Origin of the sequence: Thetidibacter halocola, from assembly GCF_018224955.1 — a bacterium.
Classification (GTDB): domain Bacteria; phylum Pseudomonadota; class Alphaproteobacteria; order Rhodobacterales; family Rhodobacteraceae; genus Thetidibacter; species Thetidibacter halocola.
Window position 1 is genome coordinate 517,962 of sequence record NZ_JAGTUU010000001.1, and the last position, 25,116, is coordinate 543,077.

General features: G+C 65.9%; 28 protein-coding genes. 13 read left to right on the forward strand and 15 right to left on the reverse strand.

Features of this window, described 5'->3' with window-relative positions:
• Window positions 1-2 precede the first annotated feature (2 nt).
• Window positions 3-620, forward strand: coding sequence for a TetR/AcrR family transcriptional regulator (locus KB874_RS02295; protein WP_212534916.1), 618 nt, complete (start codon window positions 3-5; stop codon window positions 618-620).
• 51 nt (window positions 621-671) lie between these two features.
• Here KB874_RS02295 and KB874_RS02300 read toward each other — a convergent pair whose 3' ends face one another.
• The 5 genes from KB874_RS02300 to KB874_RS02320 all read right to left on the reverse strand — a co-directional run bounded on the left by KB874_RS02300 (window position 672) and on the right by KB874_RS02320 (window position 5,035).
• On the reverse strand, window positions 672-1,493 hold the full coding sequence (locus KB874_RS02300) for a polyphosphate polymerase domain-containing protein (protein WP_212534917.1): 822 nt from the start codon (window positions 1,491-1,493) through the stop codon (window positions 672-674).
• Window positions 1,490-2,083: a DUF4956 domain-containing protein gene (locus KB874_RS02305; RefSeq protein ID WP_212534918.1), complete on the reverse strand. Its 594-nt coding sequence runs from the start codon at window positions 2,081-2,083 to the stop codon at window positions 1,490-1,492. The genes KB874_RS02300 and KB874_RS02305 overlap by 4 nt, the downstream gene beginning before the upstream one ends.
• A gap of 438 nt (window positions 2,084-2,521) precedes the next feature.
• Entirely contained in the window at window positions 2,522-3,010 is a 489-nt protein-coding gene (rpsI, locus tag KB874_RS02310) for a 30S ribosomal protein S9 (protein ID WP_212534919.1), read from the reverse strand.
• A 2-nt stretch (window positions 3,011-3,012) separates the two neighbouring features.
• Window positions 3,013-3,471 (reverse strand): 50S ribosomal protein L13, encoded by a 459-nt coding sequence (gene rplM, locus KB874_RS02315; protein WP_212534920.1) that lies wholly within the window; start codon window positions 3,469-3,471, stop codon window positions 3,013-3,015.
• 160 nt (window positions 3,472-3,631) lie between these two features.
• Window positions 3,632-5,035, reverse strand: a complete 1,404-nt coding sequence (locus KB874_RS02320) for an aminotransferase-like domain-containing protein (protein WP_212534921.1) — start codon at window positions 5,033-5,035, stop codon at window positions 3,632-3,634.
• 96 nt (window positions 5,036-5,131) lie between these two features.
• On the opposite strand from KB874_RS02320, the gene KB874_RS02325 reads away from it, so the two are divergent.
• The 4 genes from KB874_RS02325 (at window position 5,132) to KB874_RS02340 (ending at window position 7,895) form a co-directional block, all read left to right on the forward strand.
• On the forward strand, window positions 5,132-5,359 hold the full coding sequence (locus KB874_RS02325) for a DUF1127 domain-containing protein (RefSeq protein WP_212534922.1): 228 nt from the start codon (window positions 5,132-5,134) through the stop codon (window positions 5,357-5,359).
• 228 nt (window positions 5,360-5,587) lie between these two features.
• On the forward strand, window positions 5,588-6,115 hold the full coding sequence (gene speD, locus KB874_RS02330) for an adenosylmethionine decarboxylase (protein ID WP_212534923.1): 528 nt from the start codon (window positions 5,588-5,590) through the stop codon (window positions 6,113-6,115).
• A 63-nt stretch (window positions 6,116-6,178) separates the two neighbouring features.
• Window positions 6,179-7,024, forward strand: coding sequence for a polyamine aminopropyltransferase (speE, locus tag KB874_RS02335; RefSeq protein ID WP_212534924.1), 846 nt, complete (start codon window positions 6,179-6,181; stop codon window positions 7,022-7,024).
• Window positions 7,025-7,100: 76 nt separating this feature from the next.
• Window positions 7,101-7,895, forward strand: a complete 795-nt coding sequence (locus KB874_RS02340) for a crotonase/enoyl-CoA hydratase family protein (protein WP_212534925.1) — start codon at window positions 7,101-7,103, stop codon at window positions 7,893-7,895.
• A gap of 66 nt (window positions 7,896-7,961) precedes the next feature.
• Here the strand turns inward: KB874_RS02340 and KB874_RS02345 are convergent, their stop codons facing one another.
• On the reverse strand, window positions 7,962-8,384 hold the full coding sequence (locus KB874_RS02345; protein ID WP_212534926.1) for a PaaI family thioesterase: 423 nt from the start codon (window positions 8,382-8,384) through the stop codon (window positions 7,962-7,964).
• A gap of 57 nt (window positions 8,385-8,441) precedes the next feature.
• Here KB874_RS02345 and KB874_RS02350 point away from each other — a divergent pair, with 57 nt between their 5' ends.
• From KB874_RS02350 to KB874_RS02360, 3 genes are all read left to right on the forward strand, one after another.
• On the forward strand, window positions 8,442-9,224 hold the full coding sequence (locus tag KB874_RS02350; protein ID WP_212534927.1) for an enoyl-CoA hydratase: 783 nt from the start codon (window positions 8,442-8,444) through the stop codon (window positions 9,222-9,224).
• A 327-nt stretch (window positions 9,225-9,551) separates the two neighbouring features.
• Entirely contained in the window at window positions 9,552-10,085 is a 534-nt protein-coding gene (locus tag KB874_RS02355; protein ID WP_212534928.1) for a hypothetical protein, read from the forward strand.
• A 339-nt stretch (window positions 10,086-10,424) separates the two neighbouring features.
• The gene (locus tag KB874_RS02360) at window positions 10,425-10,814 is read left to right on the forward strand and encodes a hypothetical protein (protein WP_212534929.1); all 390 of its coding nucleotides are present in this window, start codon (window positions 10,425-10,427) and stop codon (window positions 10,812-10,814) included.
• Between the two features lie 33 nt (window positions 10,815-10,847).
• Here the strand turns inward: KB874_RS02360 and KB874_RS02365 are convergent, their stop codons facing one another.
• A complete protein-coding gene (locus tag KB874_RS02365; RefSeq protein ID WP_212534930.1) occupies window positions 10,848-12,140 on the reverse strand; it encodes a PQQ-dependent sugar dehydrogenase in 1,293 nt (430 codons plus the stop codon).
• 191 nt (window positions 12,141-12,331) lie between these two features.
• Entirely contained in the window at window positions 12,332-12,706 is a 375-nt protein-coding gene (locus KB874_RS02370) for a c-type cytochrome (protein ID WP_212534931.1), read from the reverse strand.
• A gap of 177 nt (window positions 12,707-12,883) precedes the next feature.
• Between KB874_RS02370 and trmFO the strand changes: the two genes are divergently transcribed.
• Both trmFO and gluQRS read left to right on the forward strand, forming a co-directional pair.
• The gene (trmFO, locus tag KB874_RS02375) at window positions 12,884-14,257 is read left to right on the forward strand and encodes a methylenetetrahydrofolate--tRNA-(uracil(54)-C(5))-methyltransferase (FADH(2)-oxidizing) TrmFO (RefSeq protein ID WP_212534932.1); all 1,374 of its coding nucleotides are present in this window, start codon (window positions 12,884-12,886) and stop codon (window positions 14,255-14,257) included.
• A 16-nt stretch (window positions 14,258-14,273) separates the two neighbouring features.
• Window positions 14,274-15,191: a tRNA glutamyl-Q(34) synthetase GluQRS gene (gene gluQRS, locus KB874_RS02380; protein ID WP_212534933.1), complete on the forward strand. Its 918-nt coding sequence runs from the start codon at window positions 14,274-14,276 to the stop codon at window positions 15,189-15,191.
• A gap of 60 nt (window positions 15,192-15,251) precedes the next feature.
• Here gluQRS and hisI read toward each other — a convergent pair whose 3' ends face one another.
• Window positions 15,252-15,611 carry a phosphoribosyl-AMP cyclohydrolase gene (hisI, locus tag KB874_RS02385; RefSeq protein WP_212534934.1) on the reverse strand — a complete coding sequence of 120 codons (360 nt, stop codon included), beginning with the start codon at window positions 15,609-15,611 and terminating at the stop codon, window positions 15,252-15,254.
• A gap of 68 nt (window positions 15,612-15,679) precedes the next feature.
• Between hisI and KB874_RS02390 the strand changes: the two genes are divergently transcribed.
• Window positions 15,680-16,132 (forward strand): iron-sulfur cluster assembly scaffold protein, encoded by a 453-nt coding sequence (locus KB874_RS02390; protein WP_212534935.1) that lies wholly within the window; start codon window positions 15,680-15,682, stop codon window positions 16,130-16,132.
• Between the two features lie 54 nt (window positions 16,133-16,186).
• Window positions 16,187-17,590 carry a methyl-accepting chemotaxis protein gene (locus tag KB874_RS02395; RefSeq protein ID WP_212534936.1) on the forward strand — a complete coding sequence of 468 codons (1,404 nt, stop codon included), beginning with the start codon at window positions 16,187-16,189 and terminating at the stop codon, window positions 17,588-17,590.
• A gap of 144 nt (window positions 17,591-17,734) precedes the next feature.
• Here KB874_RS02395 and KB874_RS23095 read toward each other — a convergent pair whose 3' ends face one another.
• The 5 genes from KB874_RS23095 to sciP all read right to left on the reverse strand — a co-directional run bounded on the left by KB874_RS23095 (window position 17,735) and on the right by sciP (window position 23,359).
• Window positions 17,735-17,857: a hypothetical protein gene (locus KB874_RS23095; RefSeq protein ID WP_283053496.1), complete on the reverse strand. Its 123-nt coding sequence runs from the start codon at window positions 17,855-17,857 to the stop codon at window positions 17,735-17,737.
• Window positions 17,858-18,003: 146 nt separating this feature from the next.
• Entirely contained in the window at window positions 18,004-20,094 is a 2,091-nt protein-coding gene (gene recG / locus KB874_RS02400) for an ATP-dependent DNA helicase RecG (RefSeq protein WP_212534937.1), read from the reverse strand.
• The gene (ligA, locus tag KB874_RS02405) at window positions 20,091-22,205 is read right to left on the reverse strand and encodes an NAD-dependent DNA ligase LigA (RefSeq protein WP_212534938.1); all 2,115 of its coding nucleotides are present in this window, start codon (window positions 22,203-22,205) and stop codon (window positions 20,091-20,093) included. Before ligA ends, recG begins: the two co-directional genes overlap by 4 nt.
• Window positions 22,206-22,266: 61 nt before the next feature.
• Complete coding sequence (ctrA, locus tag KB874_RS02410; protein WP_212534939.1) at window positions 22,267-22,986, reverse strand: response regulator transcription factor CtrA; 720 nt, start codon at window positions 22,984-22,986, stop codon at window positions 22,267-22,269.
• Window positions 22,987-23,080: 94 nt separating this feature from the next.
• Complete coding sequence (gene sciP / locus KB874_RS02415; protein ID WP_212534940.1) at window positions 23,081-23,359, reverse strand: CtrA inhibitor SciP; 279 nt, start codon at window positions 23,357-23,359, stop codon at window positions 23,081-23,083.
• Window positions 23,360-23,478: 119 nt separating this feature from the next.
• Here sciP and mnmA point away from each other — a divergent pair, with 119 nt between their 5' ends.
• Window positions 23,479-24,621, forward strand: a complete 1,143-nt coding sequence (mnmA, locus tag KB874_RS02420) for a tRNA 2-thiouridine(34) synthase MnmA (RefSeq protein ID WP_212534941.1) — start codon at window positions 23,479-23,481, stop codon at window positions 24,619-24,621.
• Window positions 24,622-24,666: 45 nt separating this feature from the next.
• Here mnmA and ccmE read toward each other — a convergent pair whose 3' ends face one another.
• Window positions 24,667-25,116, reverse strand: a complete 450-nt coding sequence (ccmE, locus tag KB874_RS02425; protein WP_212534942.1) for a cytochrome c maturation protein CcmE — start codon at window positions 25,114-25,116, stop codon at window positions 24,667-24,669.

Sequence of the window (25,116 nt, forward strand, 5' to 3'; positions counted from 1 at the left end):
ACATGGTCAAGCGCGGCTACCATCACGGCAACCTCCGGCAGGCGCTGGTCGAGTCGGCGCTGTCCCTGATCGAAGAGAAGGGGCCGGCAGGCTTTACCCTGTCCGAGGCGGCCAAGCAGGCGGGCGTGACCCCCGCCGCCGTCTACCGCCATTTTGCCGGCCGCGAGGACCTGATCGCGGAGGCAGCAAAGCAGGGCTACGAGATTTTCGCCGACGTGATGCAATTCGCTTATGACAGCGGCCAGCCCTCGGCTCTGGCGGCCTTCGAGGCGACGGGGCGGGCCTATCTGGCCTTTGCCCGCAAGCATCCCGGCCATTACATCGCCATGTTCGAAAGCGGCATCGGCGTGAACCGTTCGCCAGAGCTGGCTGCGGCGTCGAGCCGCGCGCGCAGTGTGCTGGAACAGGCCGCCGCCGATCTCGGCCGCCACATCCCGCCCGAGAAACGCCCGCCGCCGCAGATGTTTTCGGCCCATATCTGGGCGATGAGCCACGGCGTGGTGGAACTCTTCGCGCGCAATTCGCCCGGCACCCGTGCGCCCTTTCCGCCCGAGGACCTGCTGGAATCGGGCATCGGGATCTACCTGCGCGGGCTGGGCCTGCTGCCGCCGGACGGGTGACAGTGGTGCACGGCACGGTGTTGCGATCGCGCCGGAACGCCGATCACGGTCTCAGGCGCAACGCGCCATCGGCTGGTCGAAACTCGCCAGACGGTCAGCCAGATGTTCCGGCCCGTCCCGTGCCAGATGCGGCAGCAACCGGCGGAACGCCGGCATGAACTTGTTGTATCGCGGTGCAATGCCCAGGGCCGCCAGACCGATGCAATACTTGGAGCACGACCCCACCGGGTGATTCCCCTGGGCGCGCAGGACGGTGTCTGCAATGCCGCGCCCGAATGCGGATTTCGTTTCGATGATGACCATGTCGGCCGAGATCCGTTCGCTGCAGCGATCGTCCCAGAACTGAAGCGATCGGTCGATGGTCAACCGCTCTCCTCCGGTGCGCGCCACCAGGGTCATCCGTTCGTATTGCATCTGCATGACGGGATCATAGGCGGCAAGGCCCCCGCGCGCGTAGAGATGATGGTGTGCGTCATCGACAAATCGCGCCGCGGGCTCGTTCAGTCGGTCGAGCATGTCCGGGTCGTGCGCCATCCGTTTCTTGACGGTTATCTTGCGGCGGGTCTTCAGCTTGACCTCGACAAAGCAGATGTCCGCGTCGAGATAATGGCGGGTGCGCACCTTCGAGCGCCGCCGCCGCCCCTGCACATGGTGACGGAAGCTGCACAGGTCGGGCGTGTCGAAATACTGGGTCCGGTAGCCAAAGCTGCGTTTCCCGTCGATCTCGAGGATGTCGAAATGCTTGGCGAGGCGTAGGCTCGCCCGCTCGAGCACCTCCATCGGGACAACATACTTGTTATCCAGACGGGTGAGCATTTCCGCCTTGGCGTTCAGGTCGGCGAGCGAAATCGGTTCGAAGCGCCTCTCGATCATTCGGCATTTCCCCTCGGCTTCTTGTTGTAGGTCAGGTTCACGATGGCCAGTTCGTTCACGTAATTCAGGCTGACGATGTCATAGCCCGTCACGTTGACGCCAAGCCGTTCGGTCAGGACCCCGGTCATTTCGCGCTCGTCTTTCAGCAACTGGGGATCGATCCGGTCCAGCGTCACGGTCACGGCGCGAGACCCTCTGACAAGCGCAGGATGATCCACGACATAGACGCCGAGCAGGGCAAGCGCGGAAATCGCAACGACGTTGAGAATCGGGGTTCCCTGGATCGAGCAGATCACCGCGATCGCGATGGCACCGAAGAAATACGCGATCTCGATCCGCCCGATCTGTTCCGAACGCAGGTTGAACAACGCAAGGATCGCAAACAGACCAAAGCCGGCCGCCAACCCGAATTCGACGCTGGACAGCTTTCCCAGCACCGCGAAGGCGAAGATGTTGAACATCGCCGCCGTTGTCGCAAGGATCCTGTCCCCGTGCCGATTGTAATACAGGCCGAATACCAGGATCGCCATCGCCGTGCAGTTCACGCCGAAGCGCAGTCCAAGATCCATCAGGTCCGAGTAATCGGTCATCGAGAGCTGGCCCTTTCAGTTGCACCGGTGCGCTTGGCACGGCGCGTGTCACAATTCTGTTACAAATAGGAACCGCATATGGGATTGCCAGAGACAGGGCGCCTTCGAGGGCCATTCGTCGGTTTGATCGGATGCGCGAAATTCAAACAATTGTTTTTATTATATATTAAATCTTGAACGCCCTGCCGGGCAGGCATCTGGCGCGATTGACCAAGCAAGAAATCGCCGACCGATGGCATGGCAAGAGCGAGACACTGAAAATAGGCAGATGCAGGCCCTGCCCATGGCACACCCATGCGCGACCCTGCCGCCGGAAAAGAAGCCGCCCATCGCCCCGCAGGAGTCCGGCCCCGGCGGCGCGGACCGGTCTCTAGGGCGCGGCGAAACGAAAAAGGGCCGCCCCGAAGGACGGCCCCCTGAAGATCGCGAAACGTCGGATCAGCGCTTGGAGAACTGGAAGCTCTTGCGGGCCTTGGCCTTGCCGAACTTCTTGCGTTCCACGACGCGCGAGTCGCGGGTCAGGAAGCCCGCCGCCTTCAGCGCAGACCGCAGCGACGGGTCATACAGCTGAAGCGCCTTCGAGATGCCGTGCTTGACCGCGCCGGCCTGTCCCGACAGGCCACCGCCCTTGACGGTCGCCATCACGTCGAACTGGCCTTCGACACCGGCCACCGTGAAGGGCTGGCGCAGGATCATCTGGAGCACCGGACGCGCGAAATAGGCGTTGATGTCCTTGCCGTTGACGTTGACCTTGCCGGAGCCCGGCTTGATCCAGACGCGGGCGACCGCGTCCTTCCGCTTGCCGGTGGCATAGGACCGGCCCAGCGCGTCACGAACGGGCTCGCGCGGGGCTTCCACGACGGCGGGAGCGGCGGTGACGCCAGCGGCGGCACCCAGCTCTTCGAGGGAGTTGATCTGATCTGCCATGATTAAACCCGCGTGTTCTTCTTGTTCATCGACTTGACGTCCAGCACTTCGGGCGACTGCGCCTCGTGCGGGTGCGCCGCGCCTGCATAGATGCGCAGGTTGGTCAGCTGGCTGCGGCTCAGGCGGTTGCCCGGCAGCATGCGCTTGACGGCCTGGAACACCACGCGTTCCGGGTGCGTCCCCTCGAGGATCTGCGCCTTGGTGCGCGACTTGATCCCGCCGGGATGTCCGGTGTGCCAGTAGAAGTGCTCTTCGCGCTTCTTGCCGGTCAGCTGGACCTTGTCGGCATTGATGATGATGACGTTGTCACCCATGTCCATATGGGGGGTGAAGGACGGCTTGTGCTTGCCGCGCAGCCGCATGGCAACGATCGAGGCGAGGCGACCCAGAACGACGCCCTCGGCGTCGATCACGATCCACTTCTTGTCGATGTCTGCCGGAGTCGCAGAGAAGGTTTTCATCGTGTATCCCGTTCGATTGAAGCGGGCCGCACGCAAATGCGGACGGCCCGGAATCCGATTGCCGCGTTATAGCCGAGCGGATTTTGCCGTCAAGCGGCATGCTTTCGAAATAACCATTCAAAAACAATATCTTGAAATTAAGGTATTATTATACCCCACATCAGACAGCGATCCCCTCGGGCGGATTCTCCAGCAGCGCCCGGATACGCCCCACCGCGTCCTCGAAGGCGGCCAGCGGAACCTGGGCATTGACCGCGATGCGCACCGCGTGCGGCGCGTTGCCGTCGCGGGGCGCGAAATCGTCGGCGGCGCGCAGCTGAACCCCGGCGGCCTCGGCGGCGCGGACAAACTGCGCCGCGCGCCAGCCGGCCGGAAGGGTCAGCCAGAGGAACGGCACGTCCTCGCGCCAGCGCAGGTCATGGCCGCCCAGCTGGTTCACCGCGACGCGCACGTAACGGGTGTATTCCTCGCGCACTGCCGCCAGCACCCGCGGCAGGTCGGGGCGGCTCAGGACGTCGGCTGCAAGGTCGGCCAGCGGCTGCGCCAGCCCGAAGAAGCCGTGTTCTGCCACCCTGCGCAGGTCGGCCCGCGCGCCCTGCGGCGCCACGACAAAGCCGATGCGCAGAGCCGGCGTGATCGCCTTTGAAAAGGACGCGACCAGCCAGCCCTGTTCGGGCAACAACGCGCGATAACCGATGCCCACCCTTGCGCCGATCCGGTAGCAATCATCCTCCAGCACGTGAAAGCCGCGCCGCCGTGCCACCTCGGCGATCGCCTCGCGCCGATAGGCCGGGGTGACGATCGAGGTCGGGTTGTGCACCTCGGGCGAGGTGCAGAGCAGCTGCGCATCATGCCGCGCGGCAATCGCGTCGAGCGCCTCGGGGATCAGGCCGTGTTCGTCCATCGGCACCGGCACGACCACGGCGCGCAGCAGGTCGGCGGCGCGGCGAAACCCCGGATAGGACAGGTCCTCGACCAGAACCACCGGCCGCGGCCCCCGCAGCACCGCCTGCATCACAAGGCCGATGCCGTTCTGACCGCCATGGCTGAGGATGAGGTCTTCCTGCTCGACCGCGCCCATTGGCGTGTCCGACAACCAGGTCAGCGCCGCCTCGCGCGCGGGGCGAAAGGCGCTGCGGCTGGGATAGTTCAGCAGGCGTTGCGCCGGGTGCTCGGCCAGCCGGGCGAAGGCATCGCGCACAAGTTGCACCTGACCGCAATCGGGCAGCTTGGGGGCCGCAAGGCTGATGCGCATCTCCGTTTCGGTGGCCTCGACAGACCAGGGCGGATCGGGCAGCAGCGCGCGAGGTTTGATCGCCGGATCAGCGATGAAGGTGCCCCGCCCCACCTCGGCCACGGCCAGCCCCTGGTCGGTGAGGATCGTGTAGGCCCGGGCCACCGTGCCCGGCGTAATGCCCAGCCGCCAGGCGAGGTCGCGCACCGGCGGCAGGCGATCGCCCGGCGTCATCCGGCCCTGCCGCACGGCGGTCTCCACCGCCTGAGCCACGGCGCGATACTTGGGCAGATCGGCCCGCGACTCATAAAGATCCGAAATTGTATCCATGACAATCTTTCGTTCGACGGTCGCTTGGAGGCAATGTATCAATACAAATACGGCAATCAAGCCAATTGTGTCGATACAATTCACGAGGATATGCTCATGGCACAGACGATGCTCCACCCCGCACTCGCCTTTCTGGACCGGGCCGCCCCGCTGCCCGTGACCGCCGAGATCGCGCTGCGCGTGGCCGTCGTGCTGGCGCAATGGTCGCAACGCAACCGAACCCGCAAGGCCCTGGCCCAGCTCGACGATCACCTGCTGCACGATGTCGGGTTGAGCCGCGCCGAGGCCGGACTCGAAGCGGTCAAACCGTTCTGGCGCGGGTGATCCCTGCCCCGCCGGACACTCGCGGGCGCGGCGGCATGGCCCCGCGCCCGCTTTTTCATTTTTCGCGCGCTGCGTGAAATCCGCCGGAACGCCGGGAAAATCCTTGATCGAGTCGCGAGCGCCCCTTACGTCGATCTGACTTTCGGAACCGATCCCAACCCGGCACCGACCTCGGGGGGCGCTAAGGGACCGACTGGAACGCACTGCTGGATTGAAGGAGGACGTGTTATGACCGACGCCACCCTCTTCCAACTGGGGTACGGTCTGGAAACAGGCGCCCAGGAGGAAGACACCACCCCGGGCCCCGCCCCGACCGTCGAGCCCCCCGCAGCGTCACCGCGCGACCTGTTCGACGCGACCCGCGACGACCATTTCATCCGCCGCGACGGCACGGTCTTTGCCGGGACCCATCTGATCATCGAGGTGGTGGGCGGTCATGGGCTGGATGACGAGCCGCGCATCCAGCAGGCCTTTCGTGACTGCGTCGACGCCTGCGGAGCGACGCTGCTGCATATCCACACGCACAAGTTCAGCCCCCAGGGCATAAGCGGCGTGGCCGTGCTGGCCGAAAGCCATATCTCGGTCCACACCTGGCCCGAGATCGGCTATGGCGCCTTCGACGTGTTCATGTGCGGCGACGCGCGCCCGTGGATGGCGGTCGACGTGCTGGCCTGCGCCTTTGGGACCAAGGATGTGCGCGTCAAGGAACTCAGGCGCGGCGAGGGTGTGGTGTCAGAGGCGGGCATCGCCGCCTGACGCCTGCGCACACGACCGGGGCGCGGGCGCAGGCCAGCACCCTTTTGCACGGAGGGGCCCGACATGGCCGACTGGATCCGCGAACCGCTGCATGACGGCTGGGCGCAAGCGCTGCGCGCCGACGAGATGCTGTATGACAGCGCGACCGACCACCAGCGCCTGCGGGTCTTTTCCAACCCGCGGTTCGGCCGGGTGCTGACGCTGGACGACGTGGTACAGACTACCGAGGGCGACAATTTCATCTATCACGAGATGATGACCCATGTGCCGATCCTTGCCCATGGCGCCGCCCGGCAGGTCTGCATCGTGGGCGGCGGCGATGGCGGCATGGCGCGCGAGGTGCTGAAACACCGTCGCGTCGAAAAGGTCACGATGGTCGAGATCGACGCGGCGGTGGTGGACTTCTCGAAACGATACCTGCCGATGCTCAGCAAGGGCGCCTTCGACGACCCGCGGCTGGAGCTGGTCATCGCGGATGGCGCCGGGTTCATGCGCGACACGGCGGGCGGGTTCGACGTCATCATCGTCGATTCGACCGATCCGGCCGGACCGGGCGAGGTGCTGTTCAGCGACACGTTCTATGGCCATGCGAAACGCGCCCTGAGTCCGGGCGGCATCCTGGTGACGCAGAATGGCGTGCCCTTCATGCAGGGCGCGGAGTTGACCAACACGATGCGCGCCTTCAAGCCGCTGTTCGCGGATGCCACCTGTTACCTCGCGACGGTCCCCACCTATGCGGGCGGGCCGATGGCCTTCGGCTGGGGCACGGATGGCGACGCGCGGACGCTGCCGCTGGCAGAGCTTGCGGCGCGCTTCGCCGCCTCCGGCCTGGAACCCGGCTATTACACGCCCGAGGTGCACCTGGCTGCCTTCGCCCTGCCCGGCTATGTCCGCCGCCTGATGCCCTGAGCGCGTCACGCAACGGAACGGCTGCATCGCCGCCCGCCCGCGTCTAGTCTGACCCCGTCCAGACAGGGGAAGAGACATGACCGATACTGTCCTGATCCAGCGAAACGGCCCCGTGGCCGAGATCGTGCTGAACCGCCCCGACAAGCGCAACGCGCTGTCGTTGGCGATGTTCGACGCCCTCTCCGAGGCCGGGCGCACGATCGCCGCCGATCGCGCCATCCGCGCCGTGATCCTGCGCGCCGAGGGGCCGGACTTCTGCTCGGGGATCGACACGGCGGTGTTCACCGCCAATCCAGACCCCGCCGCCCTGATCGCGAGGCTGCACGAGGTGCCCGAGGGCGAGACGGCCAACCCGTTCCAGAAGCCCTGCACCGTCTGGCAGGAGATCGACGTGCCGGTGATCGCGGCGCTGTCGGGTGCGGTTTTTGGCGCGGGTCTGCAACTGGCGCTGGGGGCCGATATCCGGCTGGCCGCAGCGGATGCACGGCTGTCAGTGATGGAGATCACATGGGGCCTGATCCCCGACATGGGGATCGCCACCACCCTGCCCCGGCTGGTCCGCGCCGACATCGCCAAGGAGTTGCTGTTCACCGGCCGCAAGGTCGCGGCGGACGAGGCCGCGCATATCGGCCTGGTCACGCGCCTCGCCGTCGATCCGCTGGCCGAGGCCCGCGCGCTGGCGCAGGACATCGCCGGGCGCAACCCCGATGCGATCCGCCGCGACAAGCGCCTGATGAACGACGCCTGGCTCGCCTCTCGCACCGCGGCCCTGCGGCTGGAGGCCGAGTTGCAGGCCGAGGTGATCGGCCGCCCCAACCAGGTCGAGGCCGTCATGGCGCGGATGCAGAAACGCCCGCCGCGGTTTCGATAAGTCCGGCGCGGTTCCAAACGCGGCCCGCCCTTTCGCCTTGACGGGAAGACGTCGGGCCCACGCCGCTCAGCGCGCGGGCGGGATGGAATAGGTCAGGCTGGCATGGGCGACCGGCGCGCTCGTTCCATCGGAATACAGCAGCACATCCGTCACGCTCAGGCTGCGCCCCAGCTTGAGGATACGCGCCTCTGCCAGCAGGTCGACGCCCGAGACCGGCTTGCGCATGAAGTCGATCGAGCAATGCGTCGTCACCGCCAGCGCCTGCTTGCCGATCCGGCTCATCGTCGCCACGTAGGCCGCCACGTCCGCCAGACTGAACATGGCAGGACCCGACACGGTGCCGCCCGGCCGCAGGTGGCGCTCGTCCGCGACCAGCCGCATGACCACGCGGGTCTCGGAGATCTCGTCGATCCGGAACATGCCCCGCACCTGCGGAAACACCTCGTCGAGGTAGTGCGCCATCTCCTCCGCGCCGATCACGATGCTCATTCTTTCCTCCGTCGCATTGCGCCGCTATGGTTCGCGCAAGCCGAAGGGGGGAACAAGATGGAACTGTTGTTACGCCACGACCGCGAGGGGATCGCATTCCTGCACATGAACGCGCCCGAGCGCCTAAACGCGCTCTCGGACGAGATGCTGGCCGCGCTGCAGGCGCAGATAGACGCGCTGTCCGAGGATCGCGAGACGCGGGTCGTCGTGCTGTCGGGCGCGGGCAAGGCGTTCTGCGCCGGGCACGACCTGAAACAGATGCAGGCGGGACGCCAGGCCGAGGACAAGGGCCGCGCCTATTTCGCCGACCTGTTCTCGCGCTGCGCCCGGGCGATGACGGGCCTGACCCGCCTGCCGCAGCCGATCATCGCGCAGGTCCACGGCATCGCGACGGCGGCGGGCTGCCAGTTGGTCGCCTCCTGCGACATGGCAGTGGCGGCACAAGGCACGCGTTTCGGCGTGAACGGGGTGAATATCGGGCTGTTCTGCTCGACCCCGATGGTGGCGCTCAGCCGCAACATCCCGCGCAAGCGCGCCTTCGAGATGCTGACCACCGGCACCTTCATCGACGCCGACGAGGCGCAGGCGCTGGGGCTGGTGAACCGGGTCGTGCCGGCGGAACGGCTGGAGACCGAGACGCAGTCGCTGGCCGAGACGGTGGCGCAAAAGCTGTCGGCGGCGGTCAAGATCGGCAAGCGCGCCTTCTACGACCAGCTGGAACTGGATCTCGAGGCGGCCTACGATCACACCGCACAGGTCATGGTCGAGAACATGCTGTGGCGCGACACCGAGGAGGGCATCAGCGCCTTCCTGGAAAAGCGCAAGCCGGACTGGTCGTAACCGTTGAACAGACGGCGGCGGGATCGATTTGACCGTTCGCCTGGCGAGGGATCGCACTTTCTGGCAATGAGAGCCCGAAAGCGGCAAACGGCCCCGTGCGGACATTTGTCACGACATCACGCGCTGCCGCATGGCTTTTCCCGGCGGTCAATTCGCTACGCCGTGCAGGGACATCAACGCTTGTCGGACTTGCAGCCAAAGTGTCCCTTGCTGACCAAGCCACTTGGCGAAATGCGACCCACCGGTAGGCAAAGCCATACTTTACGAGGTGGTCATTGACCTGTAGCCACAAGAAATGACGATGTTTCTATCAAAAGGAACACTTCAATGTCTTTCAATACTGGGTATTTCGCAGTCGTAAACACCAGTCGTGGTGATGGTGACACCGCATTGTTGACTTATGTCGCCGGTGGAAGCGGATCTCAACATGGTCGAGGTCTGGCCCCGCGTGGCGCTACTTCTGGCGCCGGTCCGTTGCAACTTTACAGTACTCACCAGACGTCCATGCAACTACACTATCCGCTACGGCAAAAGTTCTTCTCCGGTGACATCACCGATTTTCGATTCCGCTATGATGCAGCCGCTGTGCCGCTTACGGTCAGTGGCCCGGCGGGATCGAGTGTTGTACCGTGTCGCCTGGAAACGGTCATTGGCGGCACGCGCCGCATTCATCAAAGTCATCTTGTCAAACTGGTCAATATCGGTGCGATCACAACGCTATCTCCTATGACACTTGGCATTCCGGTTGCCCAAGTCCCGATGTATCCGGTAGTTCGACGGATCATGGGACGCGCGCGTCAACTCGCCCAAACGGTGAACTCGCAAGCGCAGGAAATGCTTGTCGGCGTCTTGCTTGTCTAGCATCAGCACGCCGCCTGTCGCGGGAGATGCTGCCAGTCTGAACAAGGTCTGGCTTGGACTCGAATAGCCGGAGACAGCTCTGTCCCGCCAATCGCGGCTTACTTTCGGCGGACAACGCCGCGTCCTCTGCATCAGCGCCGTGACACAGGAGTCCACCTCGTTGCCGGCATTGGGGGCGTCAGAGGTCGCAGGGCACCGGACAGGCCGGATGGCGGCGGATCTGTGGAAACATGGTCTGCCTGATGATCGCCAAGCGCACCATGGCTGTCCCGGGTGGCGAGACGTTGCCCTGCCAAGGAAAAGCCGCCATGCTGACGGGGTGGGACGAGGAGGACCGCAATGCGTACAGACGTGCTGGCGACACTCGTGATCTTGGCCCTCGTTGCGCCAGCAATCGCTGCCTCGGACGCCATGACGGCGACCCAGCGCGCCAAGGCGCGCGCCTTCGACGCGACGGGCGAGGTCGGCTGTGCACAAGAGGTTGGCCAGTCGCTTGGAACATGCCGCGCGGCGGTTGCCCGCGCCGATGGGTCGGCGGCGGTCGTCGTGACATTCGCAAACGGCTTTTCCCGAACGCTCATCTTCTCGGACAGGGCGTTCCTGCGGGGCAATGCGACCATGTCGGGCGTGGGCACCGACACGGAGTGGCACCTGTCTGACGGGATCTACCACGTTCGGGTGGATGACCAGCGCTTCGAACTTTCCGAGGCGCTGGTCTTTGGGAAGTAGACCGCGCGACAGGGTCGCGCGGCACAAGGTGGCTCAGTTGCCGGGGGTCAGCTTGTAGATCGTGCCCTCGTCGATAGCCGTGTAAAGACCGCCATCCGGTCCCATGACGACCGACCGGAACCGTCCGGGTTCCATCGGCAGGGTCATCTCGGTCACGTCCTCGACGTCGGTGTTGTCATCGTTGAAGTGGATCACGTCGATCCGCTGACCGATCGGGGTGCCGCCAAAGCCGATCCCCATGATGCCGACGACCATCGCACCGTCCCAGTCCCCCCAGGCCTCACCACTCAGGAACGCAGCCGAAGACGTGCCCTGCGACCAGCCGTTGTTGTTCCAGATCGGCGGCATGGCGTCGGGATAGGTGTCGAAGTCGGTCATCGGCATGAAGGCCGCGCGCTCGTAGCGGTTCATGCCCTCTTCCTGGTTCGGGCTGTAGCCACAGTAGTTGTCCGGGCAATCGCCACGGCCTGCCATGTTCGGCCGCGGATCCCAGCCGGCATTGCCGCCGTTGCGCAGGATCGTGATCTCGTCCGAATGCCACGGCCCGTGCTCGGCGGTGATCGCCTGTCCGGTTTCAGGGTGGAAGGCGATGCCCTGCACGTTGCGGTGGCCGTAGGTGTAGGTCCGCTTGTCGAAACCTTCGGGCGGCGCGTTGTCGGGATGCGCGTTGCCATCCGTGTCCAGTCGCAGAACCTTGGAGCCCATCATCGTCGGGCTTTGCGGCACCATTCCGTTATGGGTGTCGCCGGTCGTCAGCCACAGCGCGCCATCGGGGCCAAAGCGGACGCGGCCGCCATTGTGGGCACCCGGACCGCCGAACGGGTGGTTCGACGCTGCCATCTTGTAGGGCACGTCATCGACGATGTCGGTCCGGTCGGCAACCGCGGTGAAATCCTCGTTCACGGTGAACCGCATCAGGCGGTTCGTGTGCGGGGTCGACATGTTCGACGTCGAATAGACGTAGATCCGGCGGTTGTTCGCGAAATCCGGATCGAAGGCGACGCCCATCATGCCGGCCTGGCCTTCGCAGAACAGGTCTGCTCCGTTCGATGCATAGCCCTCGGTCGCGCCGACGCCATAAAGCGCGTTCACGGTGCCGTCGGGCATGCGCACCGACAGGCCCTTGCATTTCTCGGTGAACAGCATCGTGCCGTCATCGAGGAAGGCCATGTCCCAGGGGTTGTCGAGACCGTCGAGGACGACCTCGGACTGCAGCATGGTGGTGTTCATGCCATTCTGTGCGAGCGCCGGCGAAGTGACCATCGCGGTCCCGGCAAGCAGGGACGCAACGACAGGCAGAGCGGATAGAAAGTTCACGCGTTTCATCTTTTCCTCCCAAAAAGCAGTCCTCTAGCCGCTTCCGAATGCGCCGGTTGCCACTGTCAATGTGGGTCCTGCGTCAAGTTCAAAATGCCCAGAGACTACCGTAACACGGTAGTTCTTGGGCCCCCGAACCGTCAACGCTTATCTCATGGGCGCCACTGAGCGCTTTCGCGCCACTTCGGATCCGGTCGTCGTCAGTCGAATGCCGTGGTGACGTAGACCGAGAGGCTCACGATGTCCGAATCGGACAGTTTCTTGGCGTGCTGGATCATCAGCACCGAATTCGGCCCGAACTTTTCGCCCGCCCGATAGCGTTCGAGCTTCTCCACGATATAGGCCGGCTCCTTGTCCGAGAGGCTGGGATAGCTCGACGCGCCTTGCGCCTTGTTGCCGTGGCAGGCCCGGCACGATTTGCGGAAGATCTTCTCGGCCGCCTCGAGGTCCACCTCCTGTTCCATCGTGACGGCTTCGGCCGTTTCGGCGGTCTTGGCGTCCGCCGCATGGCTTTCGGCCCAGGCCGAAAAACCGCAAAAGACCATCGCTGCGGTCAAGACAAAGGTTCTTTTCATCGGTTCCGTCTCCCCTGTTCGCTGTTCGCTCCCTTGTGTAAACCGTCGCAGCGTCACTTCCAATGACCCGCGGGTGGCGCGCGTGGCAAAACCAAAGGCCCGCTTTCCGGTTGGCGTGTAGCGACGCCCCCTGCCCGCCCCCTTGGCAGACTGCGCCTCATCCTCTACATCCGCGCCATGACACAGGAACTCCACATCGTTGGCGGCGGCATGGCTGGGTCCGAGGCCGCCTGGCAGGCGGCGAACCGCGGCATCCGGGTCGTGATCCACGAGATGCGCCCCAAGGTCGGCACCTTCGCCCACCAGACCGAAAAGCTGGGCGAAATGGTGTGCTCGAACTCTTTTCGCTCGGACGACCACAAACAGAACGCCGTGGGCCTGCTGCACTGGGAAATGCTGGCGGCGGACAGCCTCATCATGCGCACCGCCCACGCCCACCGCCTGCCCGCCGGCGGCGCGCTGGCCGTCGACCGCGAGGCGTTCTCGCAGGCCGTCACAGACACGCTGCATGCCCATCCGAACGTCACCGTCAGCCAAGAGGAAGTCACCGACCTGCCCGATCAGGGGCAATGGATCTTCGCCACCGGCCCGCTGACCTCGCCCGCGCTGGGAGAGGCGATCGCGACGGTGACCGGTGCCGACCGGCTGGCGTTCTTCGACGCCATCGCACCCATCGTCCATGCCGACAGCATCGACATGGGAACGGCCTGGATGCAGTCCCGCTACGACAAGGGCGAGACCGAGGACGAGCAGAAGGCCTATATCAACTGCCCGATGACCAGGGCGGACTACGAGGCATTCATCGACGCGCTGCTGGCCGCCGACAAGACCGAGTTCCACGAGGGCGAAACCGCGGGCTATTTCGACGGTTGCCTGCCGATCGAGGTCATGGCCGAGCGCGGCCGCGAGACGCTGCGCCACGGCCCGATGAAGCCCATCGGCCTGACCAACGCCCACACGCCCGAGCAGAAACCCTATGCCGTGGTTCAGTTGCGCCGCGACAACGCGCTGGGCACGCTGTTCAACATCGTGGGCTTCCAGACCAAGATGAAATACGGCGCGCAAAAAGAGGTGTTCCGCCTGATCCCCGGCCTCCAGGACGCCAGTTTCGCGCGGCTCGGCGGCATCCACCGCAACACGTTCCTCAACTCGCCCACGCTGCTGGATGCGCAGATGCGCCTGCGCGCCCGGCCCAACATCCGGTTCGCCGGCCAGGTGACGGGGGTCGAGGGCTATGTCGAATCCGCCGCGATGGGCCTGCTGGCCGGCCGCATGGCCGCCGCCGAGATCGCCGGTCAGACCCTGCCCGAGGTGCCGCAGGACAGCGCCCACGGCGCGCTTGTCCACCACATCACCGGCGGGGCAGAGGCAAAGACCTTCCAGCCGATGAACGTCAATTTCGGCCTGTTCCGCCCGCTCGACGACGTGCGTGGCGGCCGGCGGGGCCGCAAGGAGCGCTACAAGGGCTACACCGACCGCGCCAAGGCCGCCTGGACCGACTGGCTGGCGGCCCAGGGCGAGGGCCCGGCCCAAGGCGCGGCGGCGGAATGACCCGCGCCGGGGCCGGATGATCACCCGCTTCGCCCCCTCGCCCACCGGCCCGCTGCACCTGGGCCACGCCTATTCGGCGATCCTCGCGCATGACCGGGCGATGCAGGCAGGCGGCACCTTCCTTCTGCGGATCGACGACCTCGATCAGACCCGCGCGCGCCCGGAATGGGAGGCGCAACTGAAAGACGACCTGCGCTGGCTGGGTCTCTGGTGGCCCGAACCCTGCCGCCGCGAATCCGAACACATGGCCGAGTACGAGGCCGCGCTCGACCGGCTCTGGGAAATGGGCCTGCTCTATCCCTGCACCTGCACCCGCCGCGACATCCGCGAGGCGCTGTCAGCCCCGCAGGAAGGCATCCCCGTCGAGGGCCCCGACGGCCTCGTCTATCCCGGCACCTGCCGCGCCCGCTGGTCGATGGAACAGACCTTTCCCGAGGACCACCCCCGCCCGCAGGGTGTCACGCTGCGCCTCGACATGGACAACGCCACCCGCCTCGCCCCCGCCTTCACCCATCGTATAGAGACCCGCGATGGCGGCTGGCATCATGTCGCAAGCTTCACCGAAACCGGCAGCGGCCAAAGGGAAGAGTCCGGCTTGGTCGAGTTCACGTCACAGGAGATGATCGACACCATCGGCGACGTGGTTCTGGCACGCAGGGATTTCGGCGCCGCCTATCACCTCGCCGTGGTGGTCGACGACGCCGCGCAGGACGTGACCCACGTGATCCGCGGCCGGGACCTGTTCGAGGCGACGAAGATCCATGTCCTGCTGCAATCGCTGCTGGGCCTGCCCAGGCCGGTCTACCACCACCACCGCCTGATCCGCGACGACGCGGGCAAACGCCTCGCGAAACGCGACGACGCCCGCGCCATCGCCACCTACCGGGCCGAGGGCGCGACCCCAGCCGACATCCGCCGTCTCGTTGGGCTCTGAACCGTCCAGCCCCTTCATCTTGCCGGATAAACTCCGGGGTCCGGGGCAGAGCCCCGGTCCTCAACCCTCCATGGGCGCCATCAGCTCGGTCTCTTCACCGACCACAGAAGTATAGAAACACGACCGCCGGTTTGTATGACAGGCTGGCCCCTCCTGCTTCACCACGGCCAGCAGGCAGTCACGGTCGCAATCGACTCGCAGGTCCACCAGCGTCTGCGTATGGCCCGATGTCTCGCCCTTGACCCAGAAAGCCTGCCGCGAGCGCGACCAATAGGTGACGCACCCGGTCTCCAGCGTGCGCGCCACGGCATCGGCGTTCATCCAGGCCATCATCAGCACCTCGCCCGTCCCCTCCGCCTGCGCGATGCAGGGGATGAGGCCGCGCTCGTCATAGACCAAGGTCGCAGGATCGAAGGACATGGGAAAAAACCTGTTTGATGCGCGCGGATCAGACCCTATCTATGGGTCGCAATCGGAAAGGAAAAGCCATGTCGGGCGAAACGGATCTGATCAAGCTCTATTCCGGGCGCATCCTCGAACTGGCCGCGGACATCCCCCATCTCGGCCGGCTGGACGCGCCGCAGGTGACGGTGCGCAAGCGCTCTCCGCTCTGCGGCTCGACCGTCACCGTGGACCTCGCCATGCAGGATGGCCGCGTCGCCGAATTCGGCCAGGACGTGAAGGCCTGCGCGTTGGGCCAGGCTGCCGCCGCCATCGTCGGTGGGGCCGCGATCGGCCGTACGCCGGTCGAGCTCTGCGCCGCCCGAGACGGGTTGCGCGCCATGCTCAGGGAGGGCGGACCGACCCCGGCCGCGCCCTTCGACGGGTTCGAGGTGCTGCGCCCCGCGGCGGATTTCAAGAACCGCCACGCCTCGATCCTGCTGTCGATCGAAGCGGCCTGCGAAGCCGCCGAAAAGGCTGCCGAGGCACAATCCGCTTAACCGTTTCTTCGCCGCTTGCACTGTATCGCTGACCCGCAAGCGACAGGAGCAGCGATGCGCCCCGAACCTGAATTTCCCGTCCCGGATCACTCTGGAACCCTGACGGCGCTGACGCGGAACGCCTCAGGCCTCGGCCGCGAGGTGGTCGAGGTCAGCGCCTTTCTCACCGATCTTGACCGCCAGTGCCATGACCAGTCCGCGGCGCTCGGCGATGTCGCGCGGCATCGCGCCCGGCTCGACTCGGCGGTGGATCACATGCAGCAGGCCGTGGCGCGCATGGCGACGCAGTCGGCCGAGGCCGTGGACCGGATGCGCGACTCGAGCGCGGTCCTGGCCGAAAGCGGGCACGCCTCGCGCGGGCTGGCCGAATGGGTCAACGGCGTCCATGCCCAGGGCGAGACGGTGCAGCAGATGGTCATGGCCATCCGCAATTCCAACATCCAGATTTCCGACATCGCCAGCCAGGTCTCGATCCTCGCCGTGAACGCCAAGATCGAGGCAGCGCGCGCCGGTCAAGCGGGCAAGGGGTTTTCCATCGTCGCCGACGCGGTGAACGAGTTAAGTCAAAAGACCGCGCGCGCCGCCGAATCCGTCTCCGGCACGGTGTCGCACCTGTCGGACTGGCTTAACGGCTTGCAGGCGGGCGCCGCGCGCAACGCGCGCATCGCCGACGGAATCCTGTCCAACGCGACGCGTACCGACGCCGCACTGAACGAATTGCAGGCACGGATCGGCAAGGTGGGCGCGGACGCCCAAGGCCTTTCCGAAAGCGCGGCCGAAGCGCGCGGCGCGGCAGAGGGCTTGCGCCCGGTCCTGTCGGGGATGGATCGTTTCGTCACCGAAGTGACCCACGGCGTGGACGAGGCGGCGCGCCGGTGCCTGACGCTGGTCGACACGTCCGAGGAAATCCTCCAGCAGACGGTGGAACTGGGCGGCGACGGCGCCGACTCGCCGATGATCACGTTGGTGCAGGACCTGGCCGGTCAGATCGTGCTGGCCTTCGAGGATGCGATCGCGCGGGGGCGGATCACGCCGTCGCAGCTGTTCGACACCACCTATCGCCCGATCCCCGGCAGCGATCCGCAGCAGGTGCGCACCGCCTTCACCGACCTGACCGACGCGCTGCTGCCGCCGATCCAGGAGCCGGTCCTGCACCGCGACCCACGCGTGGTGTTCTGCGCAGCGGTTGACCGCAACGGCTTTTTGCCGACGCACAATCGCAAGTTCTCCCAGCCGCAGGGTAACGACCCCGTGTGGAACGCCGCCAACTGCCGGAACCGCCGGATCTTCGACGACCGTGTTGGACTCAAGGCCGGGCGCAACGAACGGCCCTTCCTGTTGCAGGTCTACCGGCGCGACATGGGCGGCGGCACTTTCGTGATGATGAAGGATCTGTCTGCCCCGATCCGGGTCCAGGGCCGCCACTGGGGCGGTCTGCGGCTGGCCTACCGGCTGTAAAAAAACCGCCGCACTCCTTTTGGGAGGCGGCGGAGGAATGCGCGTCTTGGAATCGCCGGGCCGGTTCGGCAGGCAGCGCCGAAGGGGGACAGGCAGTCGCATCGGGACAGGATGCGGGGCCCGGGCGGAACACGCAGGCAGAAATCAGATCAGGGCGGGCAGGTGCAGCGCACCGAACAGGATCACCGAAAGGCTGATGACGCCCAGCGCATCCTGCCAAAGGGTCGCCTTGTTGCGGCTCATGGCGTCGGTCACGGTCTGGATCATCTTCGTTCTCCGATGTTCTCGTCTGTTGACCCTTTGTTCTCACACCGTTAACCGTATGTAAAGAACTTTTTGAGAACATTTGAGAACAAATCAGCAATCCCCCGACTTGGGCGGTCCGGCTGACGGTGTTCCCGCTGCACACGGGATCATCCCACACCGATCAACCGGATCGCCTCGTTTTGCCGCATCAGCCACAGCAGCAGGCGGGCCGCCTGCCCGCGCGGAGTGTCGAGTTTCGGATCGTCCGCCAGCAGCCGTCGCGCGTCACTCTGCGCCACGGCCATCAACCCCGCCTGCCGTTCCAGGTCGGCGATGCGGAACTTCGGCAGGCCCGATTGCGCCGTGCCGATCACGTCACCCGCGCCACGCATTTCGAGGTCCACCTCGGAAATGCGGAACCCGTCCTCGGTCTCGCGCAGGGTGGTCAGGCGCTTCATCCCCGACTCGCCCAGCGGCGGCCGATACATGAGCAGGCAGGTGGATTCGGCGGCCCCTCGCCCGACCCGGCCGCGCAGCTGGTGCAGTTGCGCGAGGCCGAAACTCTCGGCCTGCTCGATCACCATGATCGAGGCGTTGGGCACGTTCACCCCCACCTCGATCACCGTTGTCGCCACCAGCACCGAGGTCAGCCCAGAGACGAAGCGCGCCATCGCGGCGTCCTTGTCCGCATGGGGCATCTGACCGTGGACCAGGCCCACGACATCCTCGCCCAGCGCCGCGCGCAGATGGCGAAAGCGCGCCTCGGCGGCGACCATGTCGCTGACCTCGCTTTCCTCGACCAGCGGGCAGACCCAATAGGCCTGCCGCCCCTCGGCCACGGCGCGGCGCAGGTGGCCCACCACCTCCTCCATCCGCTCGGTCGAGACCAGCGCGGTCTTGACCGGCTTGCGGCCGGGTGGCTTTTCATCCAGCACCGACACGTCCATGTCGCCGTATTGGGCAAGTGCGAGGCTGCGCGGGATCGGCGTGGCGGTCATCACCAGCACATGCGCGCCCTGCCCCTTCTTGCCCAGTTCCAACCGCTGGCGAACGCCGAAGCGGTGCTGTTCGTCGACGATGGCCAGCCGAAGATCGTGGAAATCGACGTCTGCCTGGAAAACCGCGTGGGTGCCGACGAGGATCTGAATGTCGCCCCGCGCCAGCGCAGCCAGCTTGGACTGCCGCTCGGCCCCCTTGTCGCGCCCGGTGAGGATCTCCAGCACGACGCCCGCCTGTTCGGCCAGCGGCTGCAATCCGTCCAGGTGCTGGCGGGCGAGGATTTCCGTCGGCGCCATCATAACGCCCTGCCCGCCCGCCTCGACCGCGACCAGCAGCGCCATGAAGGCGACCAGCGTCTTGCCCGCGCCGACATCGCCCTGCAACAGGCGGTTCATCCGCTCGGTGCGGCCCATGTCTGCGGCGATCTCGGCGATGGCGCGGGTCTGGGCGGCGGTGGGTTTGTAGGGCAGCGCGCGCAGGACCTTGTCGCGCAGCCGCCCGTGGCCCACCGTCGGCGTGCCGCGCGACCGGCGGCGCCGCACCCGGGCGAGGGCGAGTGTCAGTTGATGGGCGAAAAGCTCGTCATAGGCGAGGCGGCGGCGCGACGGATCCTCGGGCGCCAGCGCGGCGGCATCCTCGGGCTCGTGCGCCCGGCGCAACGCCTCGGCCCAATGCGGCCAGCCCTCGCGCGCCAGCAGCGCCGGATCGATCCATTCCGGCAGGTCGGGCAGGTCAGACAGGATGTCGGCCACCGCCCGCGCCATGAGTTTCTGCGTGATCCCGGCATGCAGCGGATAGACCGGCTCGAATTCCGGCAGGGTCGCGGCCTCGTCCACCGGCAGGATGTGATCGGGATGGACCATCTGCGCGATGCCATCGAACAACTCGACCTTGCCGGACAGGATCCGCTCCTGCCCGCTGGGCAGCATCCGCGTGAGATAGTCGGTGCGACCGTGGAAGAAGACGATCTGGAACCGGGTGCGGGCGTCGTCGGCCTCGATCCGGTAGGGCGCGCCTTTCTTGCGCGGCGGGCGGTGCTGTCCGATCCGTGCGCGCACAGTCAGCGTTCCAGGCAGGTCCGCGTCCTGCACCGTGTCGCACAAGCGGCGGTCGATCACCGCGTGCGGCAGGGTGAACAGCAGGTCGCGCGGCGCCTCGATTCCCGCCTGGACCAGAACATGGGCGGTCTTGGGGCCGACACCGTCCAGCCCCTTGAGGTCCGCGAACAGCGGCCAGAGCGGTTCAGGCCGTCCGCTCATCCGCCGATGAGGCTGAGCCAGCCATCCTCGTCCAGAACGGTCAGGCCCAGCTCTCGCGCCTTCTTCTCCTTGCTGCCCGCGCCCGGCCCGGCCACCACGATGTCGGTCTTGGCCGAGACCGAGCCCGCGACCTTGGCGCCCAGCGCCTCGGCCCGCGCCTTGGCCTCGGCCCGGGTCATGCGTTCGAGCGTCCCGGTAAAGACGACGGTCTTGCCCGCCACCGGGCTGCCCTCGGTCCGGGGGCGTTCGGCCGGTTGCACGTCCAGATGCGCCACCAGCCGGTCGATCGAGGCGCGCTCGGCCTCCTGGTTCATGGTCGAAACCAGCGATTGCGCCAGCACGGTTCCAACACCGTCGATCGACAGCAGGTCGTCCCAGGCGGGCCCCTCCATTGGGGCGGCGTCGCGCATCGCCTGCTCGAAGGCTTCCCAGCCGCCATAGTGCCGCGCCAACAGGGTCGAGACCTGTTCACCCACATGGCGGATGCCCAGGGCAAAGATCAGCCGGCCCAGCGGGATGCGGCGGCACTCGTCGATGGCAGCGAAGAGATTGGTCGCCGATTTCTCGCCCCAGCCCTCGCGGTTCTTCAACTGTTGTAGGCCAGAGCCGAAGCGGTCGCGCAGGGTGAAGATATCGGCCGGTTCGCGGATCCAGCCGTCGCGGTGGAACTGTTCGACCTGTTTCGCCCCCAGCCCCTCGATATCGAAGGCGGCACGGCTGACGAAATGTTTCATCTTTTCGACCGCCTGCGCCGGGCAGATCATGCCGCCGGTGCAGCGGCGCACGGAATCGCCCGCCTCGCGGATCGCGTCCGAGCCGCATTCAGGGCAGGTTTCGGGAAAGGTGAAGGGCTGCGCGTCCGCGGGCCGCTGCGACAGGTCCACGTCGGCGATCTTGGGGATCACGTCGCCCGCGCGATAGACCTGCACCCAGTCGCCCACGCGGATGTCCTTGCCGTCGCGGATCGGGTTGCCGGTGCTGTCGCGGCCGGCGATGTAATCCTCGTTGTGCAGGGTTGCGTTGCTGACCACGACGCCGCCCACGGTGACGGGCGTCAGCCGCGCGACCGGAGACAACGCGCCGGTGCGGCCCACTTGGATGTCGATTGCCTCGAGCCGGGTCCAGGCAAGTTCGGCGGGGAACTTGTGCGCGATGGCCCAGCGCGGGGTGGTCGAGCGGAACCCGAGGCGCTGTTGCAGGGCGAGGTCGTCGACCTTGTAGACGACACCGTCGATATCATAGCCCAGCGTGGCGCGCTGCGCCTCGATCGCGGCGTAATGCACCAGCATGTCGGCCAGTCCGTCACAGCGCTCGGTCAGCGGGTTGGTCTGGAAGCCCAGCGCGGACAGGCGCGCGATCGCCTGAATCTGCGTCTCGGCCAGCGGCTCCGACAGCGCACCCCAGCTGTAGGCGAAGAACCTCAGAGGCCGGGCGGCGGTGATCGCGGGGTCGAGTTGTCGCAGGCTGCCCGCTGCGGCGTTGCGCGGATTTGCAAAGGTCTTGCCGCCCCGCGCCGCCTGTCTCTCGTTGAGCGCTGCGAAATCGGCATGGCTCATGTAGACCTCGCCGCGCACCTCGAGCAGCGCGGGCGCACCGGTGAGGCGTTCGGGAATGTCGTCGATGGTGCGGGCATTGGCGGTGACGTTCTCACCCTCGGCACCGTCGCCCCGGGTGGCGGCCTGCACCAGAACCCCGTCTTCGTAGCGCAGCGACAACGACAGACCGTCGATCTTGGGTTCGGCCGTGTATGCCAGGACTGCGTCGTCGGACAGGCCCAGGTACCGGCGGATGCCACGGTCGAAATCGGCGACATCCTCGGCCGCGAAGGCGTTGGAGAGCGACATCATCCGGACCGCGTGCCGGACCTTGGCAAAACCCTCGGCCGGCGCGGCACCGACCTGCTCTGTCGGGCTGTCTTCGCGCTTTAGATCCGGGAAGCGCACCTCGATCTCGGCGTTGCGGTGCTTCAGCCGGTCATACTCTGCATCGCTGATCTCTGGCGCGTCCTCGGCGTGATAGGCCTGGTTGGCGCGTGCGATCAGGGCAGAAAGGCGGGCCAGTTCGGCCCGCGCCTGTTCGATGGAAAGGTCGTCGACCGGCGTTTCCGACATGTCCTGCCCCTGCGTTTCGGTTTCGCAGAGTGATAGGGCGGAGCCCCGCGCAGGTCCAGCCTCAGCCGTTCGCTGCGATCTTGCCGCCGCCCTGCTCGAGCGCGGGCTCGGGATCGCGCAGGACATAGCCGCGGCCCCAGACCGTCTCGATGTAGTTCTCGTCGCCGGTCGCCTCGGACAGTTTCTTGCGGAGCTTGCAGATGAAGACGTCGATGATCTTCAGCTCCGGCTCGTCCATGCCGCCGTAGAGATGGTTGAGGAACATCTCCTTGGTCAGAGTGGTGCCCTTGCGCAGGCTGAGAAGCTCCAGCATCTGGTATTCCTTGCCGGTCAGGTGTACGGCCTTGCCGCTGACCTCGACCGTCTTGGCATCCAGGTTCACCGCCACCTTGCCGGTACGGATGATCGACTGCGAATGCCCCTTGGACCGGCGGATGATGGCGTGGATTCGCGCGATCAACTCGTCCCGGTGGAAAGGCTTGGTCAGGTAGTCGTCGGCGCCGAAGCCGAACCCCTTGATCTTGTTCTGCGTGTCATCCTCGCCCGAAAGGATGAGGATCGGCGTGTCGATCCGGGACACCCGCAGCTGGCGCAGCACCTCGTACCCGTTGACGTCGGGCAGGTTCAGGTCCAGCAGGATCAGATCGTAGTCATACAGCTTGGCCAGATCGATCCCCTCCTCGCCAAGATCCGTCGAATAGACGTTCAGGTTGGCGTGGCTGAGCATCAGTTCGATGCTTTTCGCCGTGGTGGGATCATCTTCCACGAGCAGGATGCGCATTTGGCTTTCTCCAATAACCTTCAGGCTTGTTCGGACCCTGACGGATAATAGTTAACGCACCCTTACCATACGTATAAATCCTCCGGCGATCTACCTATGGTTGACGATATTTCTGAATGCGCGTCGCTTTCAACGCATCCTCGCCAAAGGTCTCGGCCGCGCGCAGCCATTCACCCATTTCCTCTTCGCTGAGCGCATAGCGTTCCATGGCCTGCGGCACCGTCAGCAGCCCGTTCTGCACCGCCTTCACCACCGCGGCCTTGCGCGAGGCGACCCAGCGCCTGGTGTCGGCCGGCGGCAGATCAGCGCGCGTCAGGTAGGTTCCGTCGGGCAATTGCACCGCCCTCGGACCGTCCACTTTCTTGAGATACATCGCATGCCTCGTCGTCTTGACGGGTGCATAAAACCGGAACGGACTTAACAGCCGATAAAACCGGCCCTTGTGGATAGGCGGGATTTTCCTATATTTCAGCCCATTCCACGGAGTTGCCCATGCCCCTCGATGCGCCAAAGCCGAACTCGCTTGGCCTGCCCAAGCCGCCGTCCGAAACGCGGGTCGTCGTCGCCATGTCCGGCGGCGTGGACAGTTCTGTCGTGGCTGCCATGCTGAAAGACGAGGGCTATGACGTGGTCGGCGTCACGCTGCAACTCTACGATCACGGCGCAGCCCTGGCCAAGAAAGGTGCCTGTTGCGCGGGCATCGACATCCATGATGCGCGGCGTGTTGCCGCAGAGATGGGCTTTCCCCATTACGTCCTCGATTACGAGAACATCTTTCGCGAATCGGTCATCGAGGAATTCGCCGACAGCTATCTGGGCGGCGCGACCCCGGTTCCCTGCATTCGCTGCAACGAGCGGGTCAAGTTCAAGGACCTGCTTGAAACCGCGCGCGACCTGAATGCCGATTGCATGGCGACGGGTCATTACATCCAGCGCAAGACGGGCGCGGCCGGGCCGGAATTGCACAGTGCCGCCGATTCGAATCGCGACCAGAGCTATTTCCTGTTCTCGACCACGCCCGAGCAGCTGGATTTCCTGCGCTTTCCGCTGGGCCACCTGCCGTCCAAGGACGCGACGCGTGCCCTGGCGGCGAAATACGGGCTGGCGGTGGCGGACAAGCCCGACAGCCAGGACATCTGTTTCGTCCCCGACGGCAATTACGCGGCGGTGATCGAGAAACTGCGCCCCGGCGCGGCCGAGCCGGGCGAGATCGTGCACGCGGACGGCCGTGTGCTGGGCACGCATCGCGGCGTGATCCACTACACGATCGGCCAGCGCCGCGGCCTGGGCATCGGCGGGCTGACGGAACCGCTTTACGTGGTCAAGCTCGACGTGGATGCCAAGCGCGTCGTGGTCGGGCCCAAGGAGATGCTCTCGACCCGCACCATCCCGGTGCGCGAGATCAACTGGCTGGGCGACGAACCGTTCACCAGCCGCAAGGAATGGAATCTTTCGGTCAAGGTCCGCTCGACCCGCCCACCCCGCGAGGCGGTGATCCGACCGACCTCGGCGACCGAGGCCGAGGTTGACCTGCTGACGCCGGAAGAGGGCGTCAGCCCGGGACAGGCCTGCGTATTCTACGATCCCGAAGGCACGCGGATCTACGGCGGCGGGTGGATCTGGCGCGGACGCTGAGCCACGCGGTGACGCGCGCCCCGGCCTTGTGCCGGGGCCCCTGCCTCAGCTGCCCGGTTCCTTGTAGACGCCCTGTTCCTTGAGCGCGTCGACCACTTCCTTGGGCATGTAGGTCTCGTCATGCTTGGCGAGGATCTCGGACGCCTCGAACACGCCGTTCACGTAGCGCCCGGTGCCCACCATGCCCTGATTCTCTCCGAACAGATCAGGCAGCACGCCGCCATAGACGACCGGAACGGTCGCGCCGCCATCGGTGACGTTGAAACGGATCTGCTCGCCCTGCCCGCGGATCAGGCTGCCTTCCTCGACCAGCCCACCGATGCGGAAGGTCTCGTTGGCGGCTGGCGGCTCGGCCACCACCTGGCTGGGGGAGCGAAAGAAGTTGATACCGTCGCGCATCGCGTAGCCGATCAGCACGGTCGAGACGACCAGCGCCACGGTGGCGAGTGCGACGACCTGTATGCGCCGCTGTTTCTTGAGCGATTTCAGCGCCAT

What these genes read in the sequence shown, in the direction of transcription:
- KB874_RS02365 (WP_212534930.1), bottom strand. Translation starts at nt 12,140, where the DNA reads ATGAAACGCGTGAACTTTCTATCCGCTCTGCCTGTCGTTGCGTCCCTG.
- gluQRS (WP_212534933.1), top strand. Translation starts at nt 14,274, where the DNA reads ATGATCACCCGCTTCGCCCCCTCGCCCACCGGCCCGCTGCACCTGGGC.
- KB874_RS02295 (WP_212534916.1), top strand. Translation starts at nt 3, where the DNA reads ATGGTCAAGCGCGGCTACCATCACGGCAACCTCCGGCAGGCGCTGGTC.
- speE (WP_212534924.1), top strand. Translation starts at nt 6,179, where the DNA reads ATGGCCGACTGGATCCGCGAACCGCTGCATGACGGCTGGGCGCAAGCG.
- ctrA (WP_212534939.1), bottom strand. Translation starts at nt 22,986, where the DNA reads ATGCGCATCCTGCTCGTGGAAGATGATCCCACCACGGCGAAAAGCATC.
- KB874_RS02390 (WP_212534935.1), top strand. Translation starts at nt 15,680, where the DNA reads ATGTCGGGCGAAACGGATCTGATCAAGCTCTATTCCGGGCGCATCCTC.
- KB874_RS02345 (WP_212534926.1), bottom strand. Translation starts at nt 8,384, where the DNA reads ATGAGCATCGTGATCGGCGCGGAGGAGATGGCGCACTACCTCGACGAG.
- KB874_RS02325 (WP_212534922.1), top strand. Translation starts at nt 5,132, where the DNA reads ATGGCACAGACGATGCTCCACCCCGCACTCGCCTTTCTGGACCGGGCC.
- KB874_RS23095 (WP_283053496.1), bottom strand. Translation starts at nt 17,857, where the DNA reads ATGATCCAGACCGTGACCGACGCCATGAGCCGCAACAAGGCGACCCTT.
- rpsI (WP_212534919.1), bottom strand. Translation starts at nt 3,010, where the DNA reads ATGGCAGATCAGATCAACTCCCTCGAAGAGCTGGGTGCCGCCGCTGGC.
- ccmE (WP_212534942.1), bottom strand. Translation starts at nt 25,116, where the DNA reads ATGGCGCTGAAATCGCTCAAGAAACAGCGGCGCATACAGGTCGTCGCA.
- KB874_RS02360 (WP_212534929.1), top strand. Translation starts at nt 10,425, where the DNA reads ATGCGTACAGACGTGCTGGCGACACTCGTGATCTTGGCCCTCGTTGCG.
- KB874_RS02370 (WP_212534931.1), bottom strand. Translation starts at nt 12,706, where the DNA reads ATGAAAAGAACCTTTGTCTTGACCGCAGCGATGGTCTTTTGCGGTTTT.
- KB874_RS02300 (WP_212534917.1), bottom strand. Translation starts at nt 1,493, where the DNA reads ATGATCGAGAGGCGCTTCGAACCGATTTCGCTCGCCGACCTGAACGCC.
- ligA (WP_212534938.1), bottom strand. Translation starts at nt 22,205, where the DNA reads ATGTCGGAAACGCCGGTCGACGACCTTTCCATCGAACAGGCGCGGGCC.
- KB874_RS02320 (WP_212534921.1), bottom strand. Translation starts at nt 5,035, where the DNA reads ATGGATACAATTTCGGATCTTTATGAGTCGCGGGCCGATCTGCCCAAG.
- KB874_RS02340 (WP_212534925.1), top strand. Translation starts at nt 7,101, where the DNA reads ATGACCGATACTGTCCTGATCCAGCGAAACGGCCCCGTGGCCGAGATC.
- trmFO (WP_212534932.1), top strand. Translation starts at nt 12,884, where the DNA reads ATGACACAGGAACTCCACATCGTTGGCGGCGGCATGGCTGGGTCCGAG.
- speD (WP_212534923.1), top strand. Translation starts at nt 5,588, where the DNA reads ATGACCGACGCCACCCTCTTCCAACTGGGGTACGGTCTGGAAACAGGC.
- KB874_RS02355 (WP_212534928.1), top strand. Translation starts at nt 9,552, where the DNA reads ATGTCTTTCAATACTGGGTATTTCGCAGTCGTAAACACCAGTCGTGGT.
- KB874_RS02305 (WP_212534918.1), bottom strand. Translation starts at nt 2,083, where the DNA reads ATGACCGATTACTCGGACCTGATGGATCTTGGACTGCGCTTCGGCGTG.
- KB874_RS02350 (WP_212534927.1), top strand. Translation starts at nt 8,442, where the DNA reads ATGGAACTGTTGTTACGCCACGACCGCGAGGGGATCGCATTCCTGCAC.
- recG (WP_212534937.1), bottom strand. Translation starts at nt 20,094, where the DNA reads ATGAGCGGACGGCCTGAACCGCTCTGGCCGCTGTTCGCGGACCTCAAG.
- mnmA (WP_212534941.1), top strand. Translation starts at nt 23,479, where the DNA reads ATGCCCCTCGATGCGCCAAAGCCGAACTCGCTTGGCCTGCCCAAGCCG.
- KB874_RS02395 (WP_212534936.1), top strand. Translation starts at nt 16,187, where the DNA reads ATGCGCCCCGAACCTGAATTTCCCGTCCCGGATCACTCTGGAACCCTG.
- hisI (WP_212534934.1), bottom strand. Translation starts at nt 15,611, where the DNA reads ATGTCCTTCGATCCTGCGACCTTGGTCTATGACGAGCGCGGCCTCATC.
- rplM (WP_212534920.1), bottom strand. Translation starts at nt 3,471, where the DNA reads ATGAAAACCTTCTCTGCGACTCCGGCAGACATCGACAAGAAGTGGATC.
- sciP (WP_212534940.1), bottom strand. Translation starts at nt 23,359, where the DNA reads ATGTATCTCAAGAAAGTGGACGGTCCGAGGGCGGTGCAATTGCCCGAC.